This is a genomic window from Gordonia sp. (in: high G+C Gram-positive bacteria) (assembly GCF_012515855.1).
In the GTDB taxonomy this organism is placed as follows: Bacteria; Actinomycetota; Actinomycetes; order Mycobacteriales; family Mycobacteriaceae; genus Gordonia.
The window spans coordinates 28,547-43,275 of sequence record NZ_JAAYXO010000206.1 but is presented as its reverse complement, the minus strand read 5'-3'; the positions used below and the strand labels follow the sequence as shown (position 1 = coordinate 43,275).

At 67.4% G+C, this 14,729-nt stretch carries 12 protein-coding genes, 1 tRNA gene, 1 pseudogene and 1 other annotated feature; of the genes and pseudogenes, 2 read left to right on the top strand and 12 right to left on the bottom strand.

Features of this window, described 5'->3' with window-relative positions; all coding sequences use genetic code 11:
* Positions 1 to 4: 4 nt before the first annotated feature.
* The 6 genes from GX543_RS15075 to GX543_RS15050 form a co-directional block, all read right to left on the bottom strand.
* The gene (locus GX543_RS15075; protein WP_290853053.1) at positions 5 to 1,345 is read right to left on the bottom strand and encodes a serine/threonine-protein kinase; all 1,341 of its coding nucleotides are present in this window, start codon (positions 1,343 to 1,345) and stop codon (positions 5 to 7) included.
* Positions 1,342 to 2,844 carry a penicillin-binding transpeptidase domain-containing protein gene (locus tag GX543_RS15070; protein WP_290853052.1) on the bottom strand — a complete coding sequence of 501 codons (1,503 nt, stop codon included), beginning with the start codon at positions 2,842 to 2,844 and terminating at the stop codon, positions 1,342 to 1,344. Before GX543_RS15070 ends, GX543_RS15075 begins: the two co-directional genes overlap by 4 nt.
* Positions 2,841 to 4,268, bottom strand: coding sequence for an FtsW/RodA/SpoVE family cell cycle protein (locus tag GX543_RS15065; protein ID WP_290853051.1), 1,428 nt, complete (start codon positions 4,266 to 4,268; stop codon positions 2,841 to 2,843). Before GX543_RS15065 ends, GX543_RS15070 begins: the two co-directional genes overlap by 4 nt.
* Entirely contained in the window at positions 4,265 to 5,731 is a 1,467-nt protein-coding gene (locus GX543_RS15060) for a protein phosphatase 2C domain-containing protein (protein WP_290853050.1), read from the bottom strand. Before GX543_RS15060 ends, GX543_RS15065 begins: the two co-directional genes overlap by 4 nt.
* Positions 5,728 to 6,195, bottom strand: a complete 468-nt coding sequence (locus GX543_RS15055; RefSeq protein WP_290853049.1) for an FHA domain-containing protein — start codon at positions 6,193 to 6,195, stop codon at positions 5,728 to 5,730. The genes GX543_RS15060 and GX543_RS15055 overlap by 4 nt, the downstream gene beginning before the upstream one ends.
* 109 nt (positions 6,196 to 6,304) lie before the next feature.
* Positions 6,305 to 7,693, bottom strand: coding sequence for a DUF3662 and FHA domain-containing protein (locus GX543_RS15050; RefSeq protein WP_290853048.1), 1,389 nt, complete (start codon positions 7,691 to 7,693; stop codon positions 6,305 to 6,307).
* 263 nt (positions 7,694 to 7,956) lie between these two features.
* On the opposite strand from GX543_RS15050, the gene GX543_RS15045 reads away from it, so the two are divergent.
* Positions 7,957 to 8,039: transfer RNA gene (locus GX543_RS15045), tRNA-Leu, on the top strand.
* Between the two features lie 206 nt (positions 8,040 to 8,245).
* Here GX543_RS15045 and GX543_RS15040 read toward each other — a convergent pair.
* From GX543_RS15040 to GX543_RS15020, 6 genes and pseudogenes are all read right to left on the bottom strand, one after another.
* Positions 8,246 to 8,566, bottom strand: a pseudogene (locus tag GX543_RS15040) (integrase core domain-containing protein); the annotation flags it as partial.
* Between the two features lie 4 nt (positions 8,567 to 8,570).
* On the bottom strand, positions 8,571 to 9,920 hold the full coding sequence (locus GX543_RS15035) for an IS30 family transposase (RefSeq protein ID WP_290853106.1): 1,350 nt from the start codon (positions 9,918 to 9,920) through the stop codon (positions 8,571 to 8,573).
* A gap of 269 nt (positions 9,921 to 10,189) precedes the next feature.
* Positions 10,190 to 10,672 (bottom strand): IS3 family transposase, encoded by a 483-nt coding sequence (locus GX543_RS15030; RefSeq protein ID WP_290853047.1) that lies wholly within the window; start codon positions 10,670 to 10,672, stop codon positions 10,190 to 10,192.
* Positions 10,600 to 10,711 (bottom strand) — a sequence feature (AL1L pseudoknot). (Overlaps the previous gene by 73 nt.)
* Positions 10,669 to 10,989 (bottom strand): transposase, encoded by a 321-nt coding sequence (locus GX543_RS15025; RefSeq protein WP_290853046.1) that lies wholly within the window; start codon positions 10,987 to 10,989, stop codon positions 10,669 to 10,671. It overlaps the preceding feature by 43 nt. The genes GX543_RS15030 and GX543_RS15025 overlap by 4 nt, the downstream gene beginning before the upstream one ends.
* A gap of 43 nt (positions 10,990 to 11,032) precedes the next feature.
* Complete coding sequence (locus GX543_RS18825) at positions 11,033 to 11,173, bottom strand: integrase core domain-containing protein (protein ID WP_366929083.1); 141 nt, start codon at positions 11,171 to 11,173, stop codon at positions 11,033 to 11,035.
* A 153-nt stretch (positions 11,174 to 11,326) separates the two neighbouring features.
* Positions 11,327 to 13,081: a TPM domain-containing protein gene (locus tag GX543_RS15020; RefSeq protein WP_290853045.1), complete on the bottom strand. Its 1,755-nt coding sequence runs from the start codon at positions 13,079 to 13,081 to the stop codon at positions 11,327 to 11,329.
* A 202-nt stretch (positions 13,082 to 13,283) separates the two neighbouring features.
* On the opposite strand from GX543_RS15020, the gene GX543_RS15015 reads away from it, so the two are divergent.
* Positions 13,284 to 14,705 carry an NAD(P)/FAD-dependent oxidoreductase gene (locus tag GX543_RS15015; RefSeq protein ID WP_290853044.1) on the top strand — a complete coding sequence of 474 codons (1,422 nt, stop codon included), beginning with the start codon at positions 13,284 to 13,286 and terminating at the stop codon, positions 14,703 to 14,705.
* Positions 14,706 to 14,729 lie beyond the last annotated feature (24 nt).

The window sequence follows — 14,729 nt, the reverse complement described above, 5'->3', positions numbered from 1 at the left end:
TCGATCATCCCCCGCCACCGGGCAGACCCGGAATCGTGAAGGTCGGGAACAGCGGTGGGCGGGTGGTCGTCGTCTCCTCGGGAGTCGTCTCCTCCGGTGTGTTCTCGACCGGCGGCCGCGTTCGGGTCGTCGTGGTCGTCTCCTCGGAAGAGGTGGTGGTCTCCTCCTCCGAGGTGGTCTGGGTGGGCCGATCGCGGGTCGTCGGCTCCTGCGTCTCGACCACGGTGGTCGTGGTTCGGGACGGGGTGGCGGGCTTGGTGCTGGGACTCGAGGTCATCCACACCGCCACCAGCACGATCGCTGCCAGCATCAGGAGCGCGGCGACGGCCGTCAGCACCTTGTGGGTGGTGCTCCAGCTGCCGTCGTCGTGGTGGACGGGTGCGGGTGCCGTGTGCGCGCCGGTGCGCGCCGGCTGCGGAGGGGTCGGCGGGACCGGAGAGGTCATCGCCCGGGTGCCCGCTGCGGCGGCCGCGGCGGCACCGCCCGCGGTACGGGGAACCGGAGGTCGGTGGCCTGCGCGGACCTGTGCGACGGCGTCGGCGAACTCGCCGCCCGTCGCGTACCTCTGGGCGGGGTCCTTGGAGAGCGTGATCTCGATGAGCTCGCGCACCGGTGCCGGTACGTTCTGCGGCAGCGGTGGCGGCGGCTCCTGGATGTGCTTCATCGCGACGGTGATGGCGCCGTCGCCGAGGAAGGGACGGCGACCGGTCAGCGCCTCGTAGCCGACGACGCCGAGCGAGTACACGTCGGACGCGGCCGTGGCCTCGCCGCCGGTGGCCTGTTCGGGCGAGATGTACTGGGCGGTGCCCATCACCATGCCGGTCTGCGTCACCGGCGCGGCGTCGACGGCCTTGGCGATGCCGAAGTCGGTGATCTTCACCTGGCCGGTCGGCGTGATGAGGATGTTGCCGGGCTTCACGTCGCGATGCACCAGACCCGCGGTGTGGGCGGCCTGCAGCGCGCGACCGGTCTGCTCGAGCATGTCGAGGGTGTGCGGCAACGACAGCTGGCCCATCCGGGAGATGACCGAGTTCAGCGGCTCGCCGTCGACCAACTCCATGACCAGGTAGGCCAGCGGATCGCCACCGTTGCGGTCCGGGGTCTCGCCGTAGTCGAAGACGTTGGCGATGCCGGGGTCGTTGAGGCGTGCGGTGGTCTGCGCTTCCGTGCGGAAGCGGCGCAGGAACTCCGAGTCGTTGGAGTACTCGGCCTTGAGGACCTTGACGGCCACCCGTCGGCCGAGCCGGGTGTCGAGCGCCTCCCAGACCTGTCCCATGCCACCTGTGGCGATCAACCGGACCAGTCGGTACCGGTCGGCGATGATGGTGCCGTTCTGCAGGCTCATCGAGCACCTCCCGCGTATGCGTTGATGACAGCGCGTCCGATCGGGGCGGCTGCGAGGCCGCCGTACGAACTCTGTCCCCTATTTCCGTTTTCTAGAATGACTGCAACCGCGATTCGTGCGTTGGAGTTGGGCGAGAATGCGATGTACCACGCGTACGGCGTCTCGCCGCCGCGTGATCCGGCGGAATGTTCCGCGGTACCGGTCTTGGAGGCGATGCCCGACTGGGCGTTGGCCGTGTTCTGCTCCGACCGGACCATCATCTCGGTGATCTGATCGGCCTGCTCTGCACTCAGTGGCCGGTTGAACGCCGACGGCGACGTGGTCGCGATGGTGCGAAGATCCGCAGTCTGCAGCTTCTCGACCAGGTACGGCCGCATCCGGACACCGCCGTTGGCCACGGTCGCGGCGATCTCCGCGTTCTCCAGGACGGTGACCCGCACGTCGCGCTGGCCGATCGCCGACTGGCCGAGTGCGGCGAGGTCGTCGCCGATGTCGCCGACGGTCGACTTCGCGACGTCCATCGGGATGCCCGGTGCGTTCTCGCCGACGCCGAAGAGCATCGACGTCGCGGTGAACTGCTCGGACGGATTACCCGGCATCTTCTCGGTCATCAACTGCGCGAACGCGGTGTTGCACGAGTACTCGAAGGCCTGGGTCAGCGACACGGTCCCGCCGACCGATCCGGGGCACGTGCTTCCACTGTCGTTCGACAGCGTCGCCGAGCTCTCCGGGAGCGTGATGGTCGGCGCCGCGGTCAGCCGCGTCTGCGGACCGAGGCCGGCCTGCAGTGCGGTGGCAGTGGTGACCACCTTGTAGGTGGATCCCGGCGGATACAGCGAGTCGATGGCGCGGTTGGTCATCGGCTCGTCGCCGTCTGGCGTGTTGAAGCTCTCCCATGCCTTCTCGGCGTCGGCGAAATCCTGCGACGCGAGCTCGTTGGGGTCGTAGCTGGGTGTCGACGCCATGGCGAGGATCTTGCCGGTGCTCGGCTCCATGGCGACGACGGCGCCGCGGCACGGGCCGTCGCAGCCCGCGTTGCGGAGCTCGTTGTACGCGACGCGCTGCAGCGCGGGATTCACGGTGGTGACGACGTTGCCGCCGCGCGGGTCGCGCCCGGAGAACATGTCCATGAAGCGCTGGGTGAACAAGCGGTCGTCGTTGCCGTTGAGGACGTTGTCCTCGGCGTACTCGATGCCGCGGTCGGCGCGGTAGACGAACGAGAAGTAGCCGGTCACCGGGGCGAAGGCCATCGGGCTGGTCGGGTACTTGCGCAGGTACTTGAACTTGTTGTCGGTGGGCACCGACTCCGCGAGCACCGTGCCGTCGGCGGCGACGATCACGCCGCGCTGGCGGGCGTACTCGTCGAGCAGGACCCGCGAGTTGCGGGTGTCCGAGCGGAGCTCATCGGCCTTGAAGACCTGAACGTAGGTGGCGTTCGCCAGCAGCACGACCACCATGACCATGACGGCGATCGCGACGTTGCGAATGGGACGATTCACGATTTACGCACCACCTGGGTGGCCATCGCGTCGACCGGCGGCGCGGTCCGCGCCTTGGGGACGTCGGGTGCGCGCGCGGCGTTCGAGATGCGGATCAGCAGCGCCAGCAGGATGTAGTTCGCCAACAGCGAGGATCCGCCGTACGCCAGGAACGGTGTCGTCAGACCGGTCAGCGGGATCAGCTTCGAGACGCCGCCGAAGACCACGAACACCTGGAAGATGATGGTGAAGCTCAGGCCGGCGGCGAGCAGCTTGCCGAAGCTGTCGCGCACGGCGATCGCGGCGCGCAGGCCGCGGATGGTGACGATGAGGTACAGCATCATGATCGCGGCGAGCCCCACCAGACCCAGTTCTTCGGCGAACGAGGTGAGGATGAAGTCGGTGTTGGCGAACGGGACGATGTTGGGGCGCCCGGAACCGAGCCCGGTGCCGAACATGCCGCCGGTCGCGAACCCGAACAGGCTCTGTGCGATCTGGTAGCCGTAGGTGTCGTACTGCGCGAACGGGTCCTGCCAGATGGCGACGCGGATGCGCAGATGACTGAAGAGCTGGTACGCGACGGTCGCGCCGAGTGCGAACAGGGTGACGCCCAGCATCAACCAACTGACCCGCGAGGTCGCGACGTACAGCATGGTCAGCACGGTCGCGAAGATCAGCAGCGGGGTGCCCAGGTCGTTGGCGCTGGCCAGGACGATGATCGCGATGGCCCACGCCGCCAGCAGCGGACCGAGGTCGCGCAGGCGCGGAAAGTCGATGCCCGCGAACTGCTTGCCCGCGGTGGTGAACAGGTCGCGTCGCGACACCAGGAAGGCGGCGGTGAAGATGATGATCAGGATCTTCGAGAACTCGCCCGGCTGGATGCTGAATCCGGGGATCTTGATCCAGTTGCGCGAGCCGTTGACCTCGGCCATCGACGCGGGCAGGATCATCGGGATCGCGAGGAAGATGATGCCGCCGATGCCCAGCGTGTACGCGTAGCGCGAGAGCGTGCGGTGGTCGCGGATGAAGGCCAGGGTCAGGGTGAACACGATGATGCCCAGCACCAACCAGACCAACTGCTGGTCGGCGTTGTGCGTCATCTGATCGGCCTTGACGACCTCGTCCTGGCGCGCCGAACCGAGGTCCAGGCGCTGGATCATCACCAGACCCAGCCCGTTCAACAGGGCGACGCACGGCAGCAACAGCGGATCGGCGAACGGCGCGAGCCAGCGGATCGCCATGTGCGCCGCGCCGAACAACACGATGAAGGCCAGGCTGTATTTCACCAGGTCCAGGCCGAACGTGACGCCTTGCGCTGCCTGCACGGTGAGCAGGGCAGCGATCACCACGACCACCGCGAAGGTCAGCAGCACCATCTCGGTGGTGCGTCCTGCGCTCTTCGGCGGTGGACTCGGCGGGGCGTGCACGGAGGGGGCGGACGTCATGCGGCGCCTCGACAGGTGGGCTGTCCCTGCGCATCCGTGGTGGGGGCGGGCGACGGCACGGCGGTCGTGGGCTCGTTCGACTTGGGCTCACCGGGTTTGGGCGCCTCGGTGGGCTTGGGCTCGCCCGGCTTGGTCGATTCGGTGCGGCGGTCGTTCGGCTTCGGTTCGGGGACCGGCGCGGGTTCCGGGCACTTCGGGAGGAACGCCAATGTGCGGACGCGTTCGTGCGCGGTTTCGAGCGAGTCGTTCTTGATGCTCTGCGAGGTGACCGCGTTGCGGCCGATGCCGGTGAGGTCCGCGACGCGCATCGGGTTGCACGGCTCCGACGAGTCGACTGCTTGGAAGCTCACCTGCGGGGTCTCGGCGTTCGGGTCGTCGACGCAGGCGCGTTCCTTGGGTGACTGCACCGTGAAGAACAGCAGCGAGTCGGGGGTGCCGGAGAAGATCTCGACGTTCCCGTCCACCGCGGTGACGAAGGTGCTCGCCATCGCCTTCGACCGCACCACGAAGAACGTGGTCACCAGCAGGCCGATGATCGCAAGGACGGCGATGATGGCCAGCGGCCAGCGCCAGCTCGTCTTCTTCTCGGGTGTCGGCTCAGCGGTGATGGTCGGGCGCGCGGGTTTGGGGGCAGGTGCGCGCAGGGCGGCTGCCCGACCGGCTGCCGTCGCCGGATTCGGAACGTAGCCCGCGGAGTCGTCGTCGCCCGCGGCACCGCCGACGATCGGCGTGGAATCGCCGAACTCGGTGTCGACGACGTCCGCCACCACCACGGTCACGTTGTCGGGGCCGCCGCTGCGGAGCGCGAGCTCGATGAGGCGATCCGCGCACACCTTGTGGTCGCTGAGGGAGCCGAGCGTGTCGGACAGGGTCTCGTCGCTGACGACGTCGGAGAGGCCGTCGCTGCACAGCAGGTAGCGGTCGCCGGCGCGAGCCTCGCGCATGATCAGCGTCGGCTCCACCTCCTGACCGGTGAGCGCGCGCATGATCAGCGAACGCTGCGGATGCGTGTGCGCCTGCTCGGCAGTGATCCGACCCTCGTCCACCAGACTCTGGACAAAGGTGTCGTCACGGGTGATCTGGGTCAGCTGACCGTCGCGGTACAGGTAGCCGCGGGAGTCGCCGACATGGCACAGGCCGATCCGACTGCCTGCGAAGAGGATCGCGGTGAGAGTGGTGCCCATGCCGTCGAGTTCCGGCTGCTTGGCCACCTGCTCGGCGATCGCGTTGTTGCCGTCGGCGGTCGCGCGCTCCAGTGCGGACAGCAGATCGCCGCCGGGCTCGTCGTTGTCGAGCGGGCGCAGGGCCTCGATCACCAGCTGGCTGGCGACCTCGCCCGCCGCGTGGCCGCCCATGCCGTCGGCCAGAGCCAACAGCCGGGCGCCGGCATACACGGAGTCTTCGTTGTTGGAGCGGACCAATCCGCGGTCGCTTCGCGCGATGTAGCGCAGCACAAGGGTCACGGGCGTAGCTCAATCACGGTCTTGCCGACTCGAATCGGGGTGTTGATCGGGGCGCGGACGGCGGTCGTCACCTTGGTTCGGTCCAGGTAGGTGCCGTTGGTGGAACCGAGGTCTTCGACGTACCAGTCGTCGCCGCGTGGCGACAGTCGGGCATGGCGTTCGGAGGCGTAGTCGTCGGTGAGGACGAGGGTCGAATCGTCCGCTCGGCCGATCAGCACCGCCTGGGTGCCGAGGGTGATCCGCGTATTGGCGAGCGCACCCGCCGTCACCACCAAATAGCGCGCGGTGCCGCGCGAACGGTTGGCGCCACGCTCGCGGCGGGCGGTGCGACCCGAGGTCGACGCCACGCGGGTGCCACTGGCCGCGGCCAGGTCAGAGCGCATGGCGCGGATGATGGCGTACACGAATAACCAAAGCAGGATGAGAAATCCGAATCGGATCACCTGCAGCAGGATGCCCTGCATCTACTCCCATCACCTCCCTCACAGACGGTATCCGGTTCGACTCAGCCCCCGGATGCATTCAGCGGTCGAGTGACGTGAAATCACTCGACCGCATCTTATGCGGAATCTTCTACTGGAATCGCACCGTGATGTCGGAGTGACCCAATCGAATCCGATCGCCGTCGGCCAGTTCCCAGCTGCTGACCTGGAGGTCGTTGACGGTGGTGCCGTTGGTCGAGTTCAGGTCGGTCAGCATCGCGGTCTGGCCGTCCCAGCGGATCTCGACGTGACGACGGGAGACGCCGGTGTCGGGCAGGCGGAATTGGGCGTCCTGGCCGCGGCCGAGGACGTTGGAGCCCTGACGCAGTGAGAAGGTGCGGTTGCTGCCGTCCTCCAGAACCAGGGTGATGGCCGACGGTGCGTAACCCGCGGGCTGGCCGTAGGCCGGTGCGGCGCCGTAACCCTGCTGTTCGTAGCCGCTCTGCTGCTGGTCGTACTGGGGCTGTCCGTAGCCCTGGTCGGCGGGCTGGGCGTACTGCTGGTCGTAGCCGCCGGGCTGGGCGTACTGCTGGTCGTACTGGGGCTGTCCGTAACCCTGGTCGGCCGGCTGAGCGTAGGCCTGCTCGGGCTGACCGTAGGCGGCGGGCTGGGCGTAACCCTGCTGGTCGTAGCCGCCCTGCTGCTGGTCGTACTGGGGCTGCCCGTAGCCCTGGTCCGCCGGCTGAGCGTACTGCGGCGCCTGCTGCTGGCCGTAGCCGCCCTGGTCGTAACCCTGCTGACCGTAGTCGTACTGCTGCTGCCCGTAGCCCTGGTCGGCCGGCTGACTGTATTGCTGGTCGTACTGCGGCGCCTGCTGCTGCCCGTAGCCCTGCTGGTCGTACTGCGGCTGACCGTACTGATCCTGCGCCGGCGGCTGCTGACCGTACTGATCCTGCGCCGGCTGACCCTGCTGCGGGTAGCCGCCCTGCTGGTTGTAGTCGTACGGCGGGTAGTTCGGGTCGCCCTGCGGGGCGTAGCCGTAGTTTTGGCCGCCCTGGTCGTTTCCGGGGGGATTGGTCATGGCTTGGGCTCCTCGGTCGTGACTTTCGGGTCGGTATGTCGGCGGGGCCGCCGGTGCTCCGGTCGGTGCCACTGGTCGCGGTGCGACGTCTGGGTCGACGACACCGCGAGTGCGGAACTGTCCGGTGTGCAATGACGGTTCTGGTTCGAACTCTACGACGACAGACCCATAAGTCTGCCATCCATTGTCGCGTATGAAGTCCTCCAAGTGGCGGGAGGCGATCTTACGATTCAGTTCGTACTCGGTCGAGACTTCGCTCAGATCCGAGTCGCTCAACGTCACGATGTAGCTGTTGGCCACCAACGTTGCGCCGTCGCCGAGGTCTTCGGCCGAGGTCTCGGCCTCGCGCTGGAGCGAGTGCTCGATCTCCTGCGGCGCGACCTTGCCTCCGAAGACGCGGGCGAACCCGCCGTCGACGGCGGACTCGAGCTTGCGCTCGATCCGGTCAAATAAACCCACGGGATCCCGGGCCCTTCTTTGTCTCTGGCGTGTCGGCGTGCATACCTTGCCCTGTCATGTTACCGGCCGGAAAGGCCGAGTGTGGGCCGACAGGCGACTCCTGTACCGCGTGTCACAACAGCAACATTGGTCGCCGAGGTGGGATGCACAGGTAACTGTGCAGTTCAGCGAGTGTGGCGGCTATCGATTTTTCGTTTGGCCCCCCATGCGTGCTATCTTTTTCAAGTCCACACGGACGCCGGTCATGTGAATGACCAAGCCACGGGCGAGTGGCGGAATGGCAGACGCGCTGGCTTCAGGTGCCAGTGTCCTTAGGGACGTGGGGGTTCAAGTCCCCCTTCGCCCACAGTTGTGATGAGTCGCAACATCGTTTACACACGATGTCGCGACTCATTGCTTTTCCGGGGGTTCGCGGGTGCCGGGTTTGAGGGTTAAAGGCCAAAATGTGTGTACGGCCGGGCGTGGCGTGGGGGTGGTTTATCGGTTTCGGCCGCCCCAGCCGTGTTGGATGCCGTTGCCGTCTTCCCAGCTGAAGTGCCCCAGCTTTAGTTCCTATGTGGTTGCGAGGGCCGGGATGGCTGGCTCGCGGGTTCGTGGGGTGCTGTTCAGGGTGTCCTCGTACTCGTCGGGTGGCTGGTAGCCGAGCGACTCGTGCAGCCGCTGGTGGTTGTACCACCACACGTATTCCAGGGTCGCTAGCTCGAGCTGCTCGACCGTGCGCCAGGGGCCGTGGCGTCGGATCAGTTCGGTCTTGTAGGCGGCGTTCACGCTCTCGGCGAGCGCGTTGTCGTAGCTGTCGCCGACCGTTCCGACCGATGGTGTGATTCCCAGCTCGGCCAGCCGGTCGGTGTAGGTGATTGATAGGTACTGGGCGAGTTCAACCGGTCGTTGCAACACTGGGTTGTTGGATCGAGCGTAGTTGCTCGGCAAACACCTCGGCGGGTGTGCGCCAGCCCAGGCTCTTGCGGGGCCGGTTGTTGAGCGCGAGAGCGACGGCTTCAAGGTCGTCGGCGGACCACCGGGACAGGTCCGTGCCCTTCGGGAAGTACTGACGTAGTAATCCGTTCGTGTTCTCGTTCGTCGGCCGTTGCCACGGCGAGTGGGGATCGGCAAAGAACACTTTGGTGCCGGTCTCAAGAGTGAACTCGGCATGCGCGGAGAGTTCCTTGCCACGGTCCCACGTGAGCGTCCTGCGGAGCTGTTCGGGAAGCTTCATCATCGACGTTCTGAGTGCGGCGTTCATCGCGACGGCGCCATAGCCAGCGAGCGCCGGGCCGTTCTTTACCGGCGGGTTCTGGCCGTAGCCTTCTAGCCGCGGCAGGTGCACCAGCAGGGTCGAGCGGCTCGCGCGTTCGACGATCGTGCCGATCGCGGACCGGCCGGTACCGATGATCAGATCGCCCTCCCAGTGCCCAGGAACCGCGCGGTCGGCGGCCTCTGCGGGGCGCTGGGAGAACACGACGTCGGCGGTGACATGCCCGTGTGGTCGGTTCTGTGCTCGAGCCCGTGGCCGACGGAGTGCGCGGCCGGTTCGCAGACAGGTCACGAGCTCGCGCGTGAGCGCGCCGCGGCCCTGGATGAACAGCGACTGGTAGATCGCTTCGTGGCTGATGCGCATCGACTCATCATCGGGGAAGTCGACCTTCAGGCGGTGCGAGATCTGCTCCGGGCTCCACGCGGTTGCCCATCGCCGGTCTTGTCGGTGCGGCTTGTTCAGGCCCTTCCATGCCGGCGGCTCGGGTCCGACGACGATGGTGCCGTCCGGCCTGCGAACGTTGCCGACCAGTCGTTCCTGGACGTACCCACGAAACCGGTCGTTGGTCACCAGCTTCGCGGTCTTCGGTCGCTTCGCCGCCTGCTGGGCTTTCCACTGCGCCACTAACGCCCGATACTCCTGCTTCCCACCGCGCGTGGCCGCGTTGCGGCGCAGCTCGCGCGAGATCGTTCCCGGGTCGCGGCCGATCCTGCGTGCGATCTCACGCACGCCGACCCGTTGAGCGCGCAATAGCGCGATCTCCTCACGCTCGGCGAAAGACAGGTAGCGGCCGGTAGGTTCGGCCAGTGAGATTGGTGGCATACCGCCAGCGTGACGGAACCAGCGAGCGCCAACCGGCACGGACACGCCCACCGTCAACGCCGCTTCGGCCGAGTTGATGCCCGTCGCGATCAGACGCCAGAACTGCCGTTGCACCGCTCGAGAGGGTTCGGGCCGCCCGGGTGAGCGCATCGGCGGGCGCAACGCACGATCTGCACGCCACTGCCGCCGACCCCCTTCAGGAACGTCGCTCGCTTTCGCATACCAGTCCTTTGTCGCCACCGTCGACCACCTCCACAGTCAATGTGTTGCGACGACCAGTTGAATCCGCCCTGCGACCCGTGGTCGGAATGATGAGTCAACCCCGATAGATCGGTATTGGCTTGCCACACAGCATGATCGAACGCCGGTAACGGAAGGTCCTCGGTCCGCATCGAGGATGCGACGTGCCAGCCGCGGATCTATCGGGTGCAGACGTCGGTCACGAACGCGACGTAGCCGAATCCCTGCCAGGTACGCACGTAGGTGATATCGACGACCCACAACTGATTCGGTTGTGTCGCAACGAAATTGCGTTTCACCATGTCGACCGGACGCTCGGCGGCCGGGTCAGGCTTGGTGGTGAACACCGTCCGGCCGCGCTGCACCCCGCGCACCCCGGCTCGGCGCATCAACCGACGGGTCTGCTCGCGGCCGATCTGATAGCCGCCGCGCTGTAGCGCGGCATGCATCTTCTTGACCCCGTACACCGAGAAGTTCTGCTCATACACCTCGGTGATGACCTCGACCATCTGCAGGTCACGAACCGAACGTGAGGATGGCACACGGGATTTCGCGGCTCGGTAGCCGCGTGCGCTGAGAAAGACCACTCCGGCCGCACGCAGGGTGCGGCAGATGAACTCGACCCCGAAACGGTCACGAATCCTGTCGATGAACGTGATCATTTCGTCGTGGTCCGGTCGAGTTCCGACGCGAAAAACGCACTCGCAGACTTGAGGAGCTCGTTGGTGCGCCGTAACTCGGCGACCTCCTTCTTCAACCTGCGGATCTCCGCGTGCTCGGTGCTGGTGGTGCCGTCGCGTTCACCGGCATCGATCTGGGCCTTGCGGCGCCAGCGCCGCAACGTCTCCTCGGCCACCTGCTGCTTGGCGGCGACCCGGCGGATCGCCTCGAGCTCCGAGAGCTCAGCGTCAGCCTCCAACGCTGTCTCCAACATGCGCACTGCTCGTTGCCGGAACTCCGGCGGATACTGACGTGGCATAACTCCATCCTCCTATGAAAGACGGAACTAAACCTGGGGTACTTCACCGGCCGAGGGATTGGTGGGGGCGCTCGGTGTTGTACCAGGTTCTGAATTCGTTGAGGTGGGCTTCGAGGAGTTTCTCGAAGTGATTTGGTCGTTGATGGCTGCCGGGGATCGTGGCAGCGGCGTACGCCGAAGGCACTGTCAACGATGTCGCGCTGCAGGTGTCAACGATGTGTCCGTCTCACACACCCCTTCGCCCACGCAGAGCGAAAGAACCGCGACATCTCCAAGGATGTCGCGGTTCTTTCGTTTGCTTCCCGGCTTGCAGCATCGTGCGGGACGGTCATGTACCTCAGAACCGTCCGCCGGCTCCGATCCGACCACCGGTCGACGAACCGCCGAACGAGCCGGGGCTGCGACCGCCCGTGCTGTAGCCGTTGCCGTTGCCGTTCGCACCGTCAGCGCTCGACGACTCCGGCAGGACGACGTCGATCAGCGTCCCGGTGAGCGCGGTGGCGACCAGCGGGTCCGACGTGGCGTCGGCCGGCTGGCCGGTACGCCAGACGGCGACGTCGGCGAGTGCCGCGACGAGGGCTGCGTCGGCGTGGCGTGCGGCCTGCTTGGCGTCTGCGGAGGCCTTCGCCGAGTCGGAGTCGGACAGGTCGGCGGCGCTGGCGTCGAGCCGGAGCGCCATCGTGAGCTCGGCCCGGGCGACGACTCCGACGGCGCCGCGGCGCGTGTCGATGAAGTCGGCGGCCACCTGCGTCTTCCCCTCGGCGGTATCGACGTCGTCGTCGACCTTCGCTTGCGTGAGGTCGACTATGTCGATGGCGTCGAGCAGCTTGTCGGCTGCGTCGAGGGCGGCCTCGGCCGAACGGATCGCGGCCCCGGCGGGTCCGCGTTGCCCGGTCGGCAACGCGGCGGCGTCGCGGCCCTGCCCGACGCTGTCGTCGGCGAACTGCACGTGGGTGCCGGCCAGGGCGAGGTTGTCGGCGATCGCGGGGAAATCGGTTGCCTCGCTGAGGCCGGCGAGCGTCGTCTCGGTACCCGCGATGCGCGCGGACGTCTCGGCGATGCGCTCGGCGAGCGCGTCGAGACGCTGGTCGGCGTTCACCAGGAGGTCGCGCTTGGTGTCGAAGGCGTCCACCTGGGTGTCGAGGCGCGCATCGGCGTCCGAGCACGCGGTGATGATCTCGATCAGCTTGGCGCGGTGCTCGTTGTCGGGGAGGGTGTCGCCCACGAGGCCGTGGCTGAGTTCGAACGACTCCGTCAGCGCCTGCTGGGCGGCGATCAGCGCCTTGGCGAACGGTGCGACCGCGCTCTCGTCGAGCTCGTCGAGGGCGAGGGTCAGTTCGTCGGTGCTGGTTCGGACCGCATTATCGGTGGCGACCAGGACCTCGTCGGCCCAAGAGGCGAGGACGTCGAGCGGTTCTTCGGCCAGCTGGTCGAGGGTGAGTGATTCGTCGACGCGCGTCAGGTCGACGTCATCGTCGGACTGACGACGACGGGTCAGTACGTACGCCACGCCGCCGACGGCCAGCAGCACGACCACCAGTGCGCCGACCACCCACAGGATTCGGGATTCGCCGTCGCCGGCGTTGTCGATGCCGCGAATGGTGTCGATCGCGGCCCGTGACCACTCCTTCTTCTGGAGCGCGGGTTTGAGTGAGTCGTTAGCGATCTTGTCGATCTCCTCCTGCGTGAGATCGTCGACGGCGGTCGGCGCGGAGAGTCGGTAGGCGCCGTCGTTGGTCGCGACCGCAAGAACCACGTCACGGTCGCCGAACTCGCTCAGGTTCTCGGTGGCATCGGTCCACTGGGCGGGGGTCATGCCGTCGAAATTGTCGACGTAGACCACCCACATCTGAATCTGTCGGCTGCTGTACAGATCGTCGATGGCTTCGGTGATCTCGGTGTGATCTTCCTGCGTGAACACTCCCGCGGCGTCGACCACCTGATCGGCCATCCGCAGTGGTGCCTGGGCGCGGGCTGTGCCGGAGGCCGCGAGGGTGGCGAGCATCGCGAGCGCGACGGTGACGATCCAGACGGTGACGATGGAGACAAGTCGGGTTGCCCCGGCAGGGCGTCGGGTGCTCGCAGAGATCATGGACTCAATCTAGCGTGCGAATCGGACGTTTCCGGGGCGCGGAACGCGCGATGGTCGATAACGAAACGGAACCGATCCTCGGGCCGCTCGGGTCGGGAATACCGAGTGGTGGGCGTCGTCGCAGGTCGTCGGTTCGGACGACACGAATGAGGCGATGCGCCACACTTGGCTGGCGAGTGCGAACCGGTGGAAGGGGAGTGACGTGAGCGATCGGTGGGACGCCATCGTGGTCGGTGCCGGACCCAACGGACTGACGGCGGCCGCCACGATGGCGCGCGCCGGCCGCTCGGTGCTGGTGCTGGAGGCCGGACCCGCGATCGGCGGCGGGACGCGGACCGACGAGGCCTTCGGCGCGGGGATCCGCCGCGACATCTGCTCCGCGGTGCATCCCACGGGGTATTCGTCGCCTGCGTTCGACGACCTCGGTGTTGCGGAGCGCATCGACTGGCTGGTGCCGGAGGTCTCCGTCGCGCACGCGTACTCGGCGGACGACGGGCTGGCCCTGTACCGGGATCCACATCGCCTGGCCGATGAGCTCGGCCGCGACGCCCGATCGTGGGAGCGGATGGTCGCCCTCGGCGCAGACCTGGCCGCCGATGTGCTGGAGCTGCCCGGCATGCCGAAGCATCCGCTGGCGCTGATGAGATTCGGTCCAACCGCGCTGGCGCCGATTGAAGCGTTCGTCCGCGTGGCCTTCCGCGACGAGCGCACCCGGACGGCGTTCGCCGCCATCGCCGCGCACGCGGGACGTCCGACCACCGCCCTCGGCTCCACCGCGCCCGGACTGCTGCTCGGAATGCTGACCGAGGCGGGATGGCCGGTGGCAGCCGGCGGGTCGCAGGCGATCGCCGACGCCCTGGCGGCGATCGTCGTCGAGGGCGGTGGATCCATCGAGACCTCCCACACGGTCCGCGACTTCGCCGAACTGCCGCCCGCCGATCAGGTCTTCTTCGACGTCTCGCCCCGGGCGCTGACCGGGATCCTGGGCGATCGACTGCCGAGTCGCTACCGGCGGGCACTGGAGCGATACGAGTACGGCGGCGGGGTCTGCAAGGTCGACTTCCTGCTTCGCGAACCCATCCCGTGGACCGGGCCGACGGCCGACGCACTCGGCGCGACCGCGACCTTTCACATCGCTGCCGATCGCGCGCAGATCCGCGAGACCGAAGCGGCGGTCGCACACGGACGACTGCCCGACCGGCCGTGGATCCTCGGCGGCGAGCCCACACGCATCGATCGCTCGCGTGCCCCGGATGGCGCGCACCTCGCGTGGGCGTACTGCCACGTGCCCGCAGGATCGGACGTCGACGTCTCCGGCCGGATCGTCGCCGAGATCGACCGCTGCGCGCCCGGGTTCCGCGACGTGATCGTCGACCGCATCGTCACCACGGCAGCCGGGTTCGAGGCGCACAACCCCAACTACATCGGAGGCGACATCAACTGTGGGGCAGCAACTCTCAGACAGCTGCTGGCGCGGCCCGTGCCGTCGCTCCGGCCGCATGCGACGCCGCTGCCGGGCGTCTATCTGTGCTCGTCGGCGACGGCGCCCGGCGGTGGGGTTCACGGGATGTGCGGCTACCGCGCGGCGCGGGCGGCACTGAACGAGGGCGTCGTGTCTCGGTGAAGTCCAGCGGGCCACACCGCAAAC

What these genes read in the sequence shown, in the direction of transcription:
- GX543_RS15075 (WP_290853053.1), bottom strand. Translation starts at nt 1,345, where the DNA reads ATGAGCCTGCAGAACGGCACCATCATCGCCGACCGGTACCGACTGGTC.
- GX543_RS15065 (WP_290853051.1), bottom strand. Translation starts at nt 4,268, where the DNA reads ATGACGTCCGCCCCCTCCGTGCACGCCCCGCCGAGTCCACCGCCGAAG.
- GX543_RS15055 (WP_290853049.1), bottom strand. Translation starts at nt 6,195, where the DNA reads ATGCAGGGCATCCTGCTGCAGGTGATCCGATTCGGATTTCTCATCCTG.
- GX543_RS15035 (WP_290853106.1), bottom strand. Translation starts at nt 9,920, where the DNA reads ATGCGCTCACCCGGGCGGCCCGAACCCTCTCGAGCGGTGCAACGGCAG.
- GX543_RS15030 (WP_290853047.1), bottom strand. Translation starts at nt 10,672, where the DNA reads ATGATCACGTTCATCGACAGGATTCGTGACCGTTTCGGGGTCGAGTTC.
- GX543_RS15025 (WP_290853046.1), bottom strand. Translation starts at nt 10,989, where the DNA reads ATGCCACGTCAGTATCCGCCGGAGTTCCGGCAACGAGCAGTGCGCATG.
- GX543_RS15020 (WP_290853045.1), bottom strand. Translation starts at nt 13,081, where the DNA reads ATGATCTCTGCGAGCACCCGACGCCCTGCCGGGGCAACCCGACTTGTC.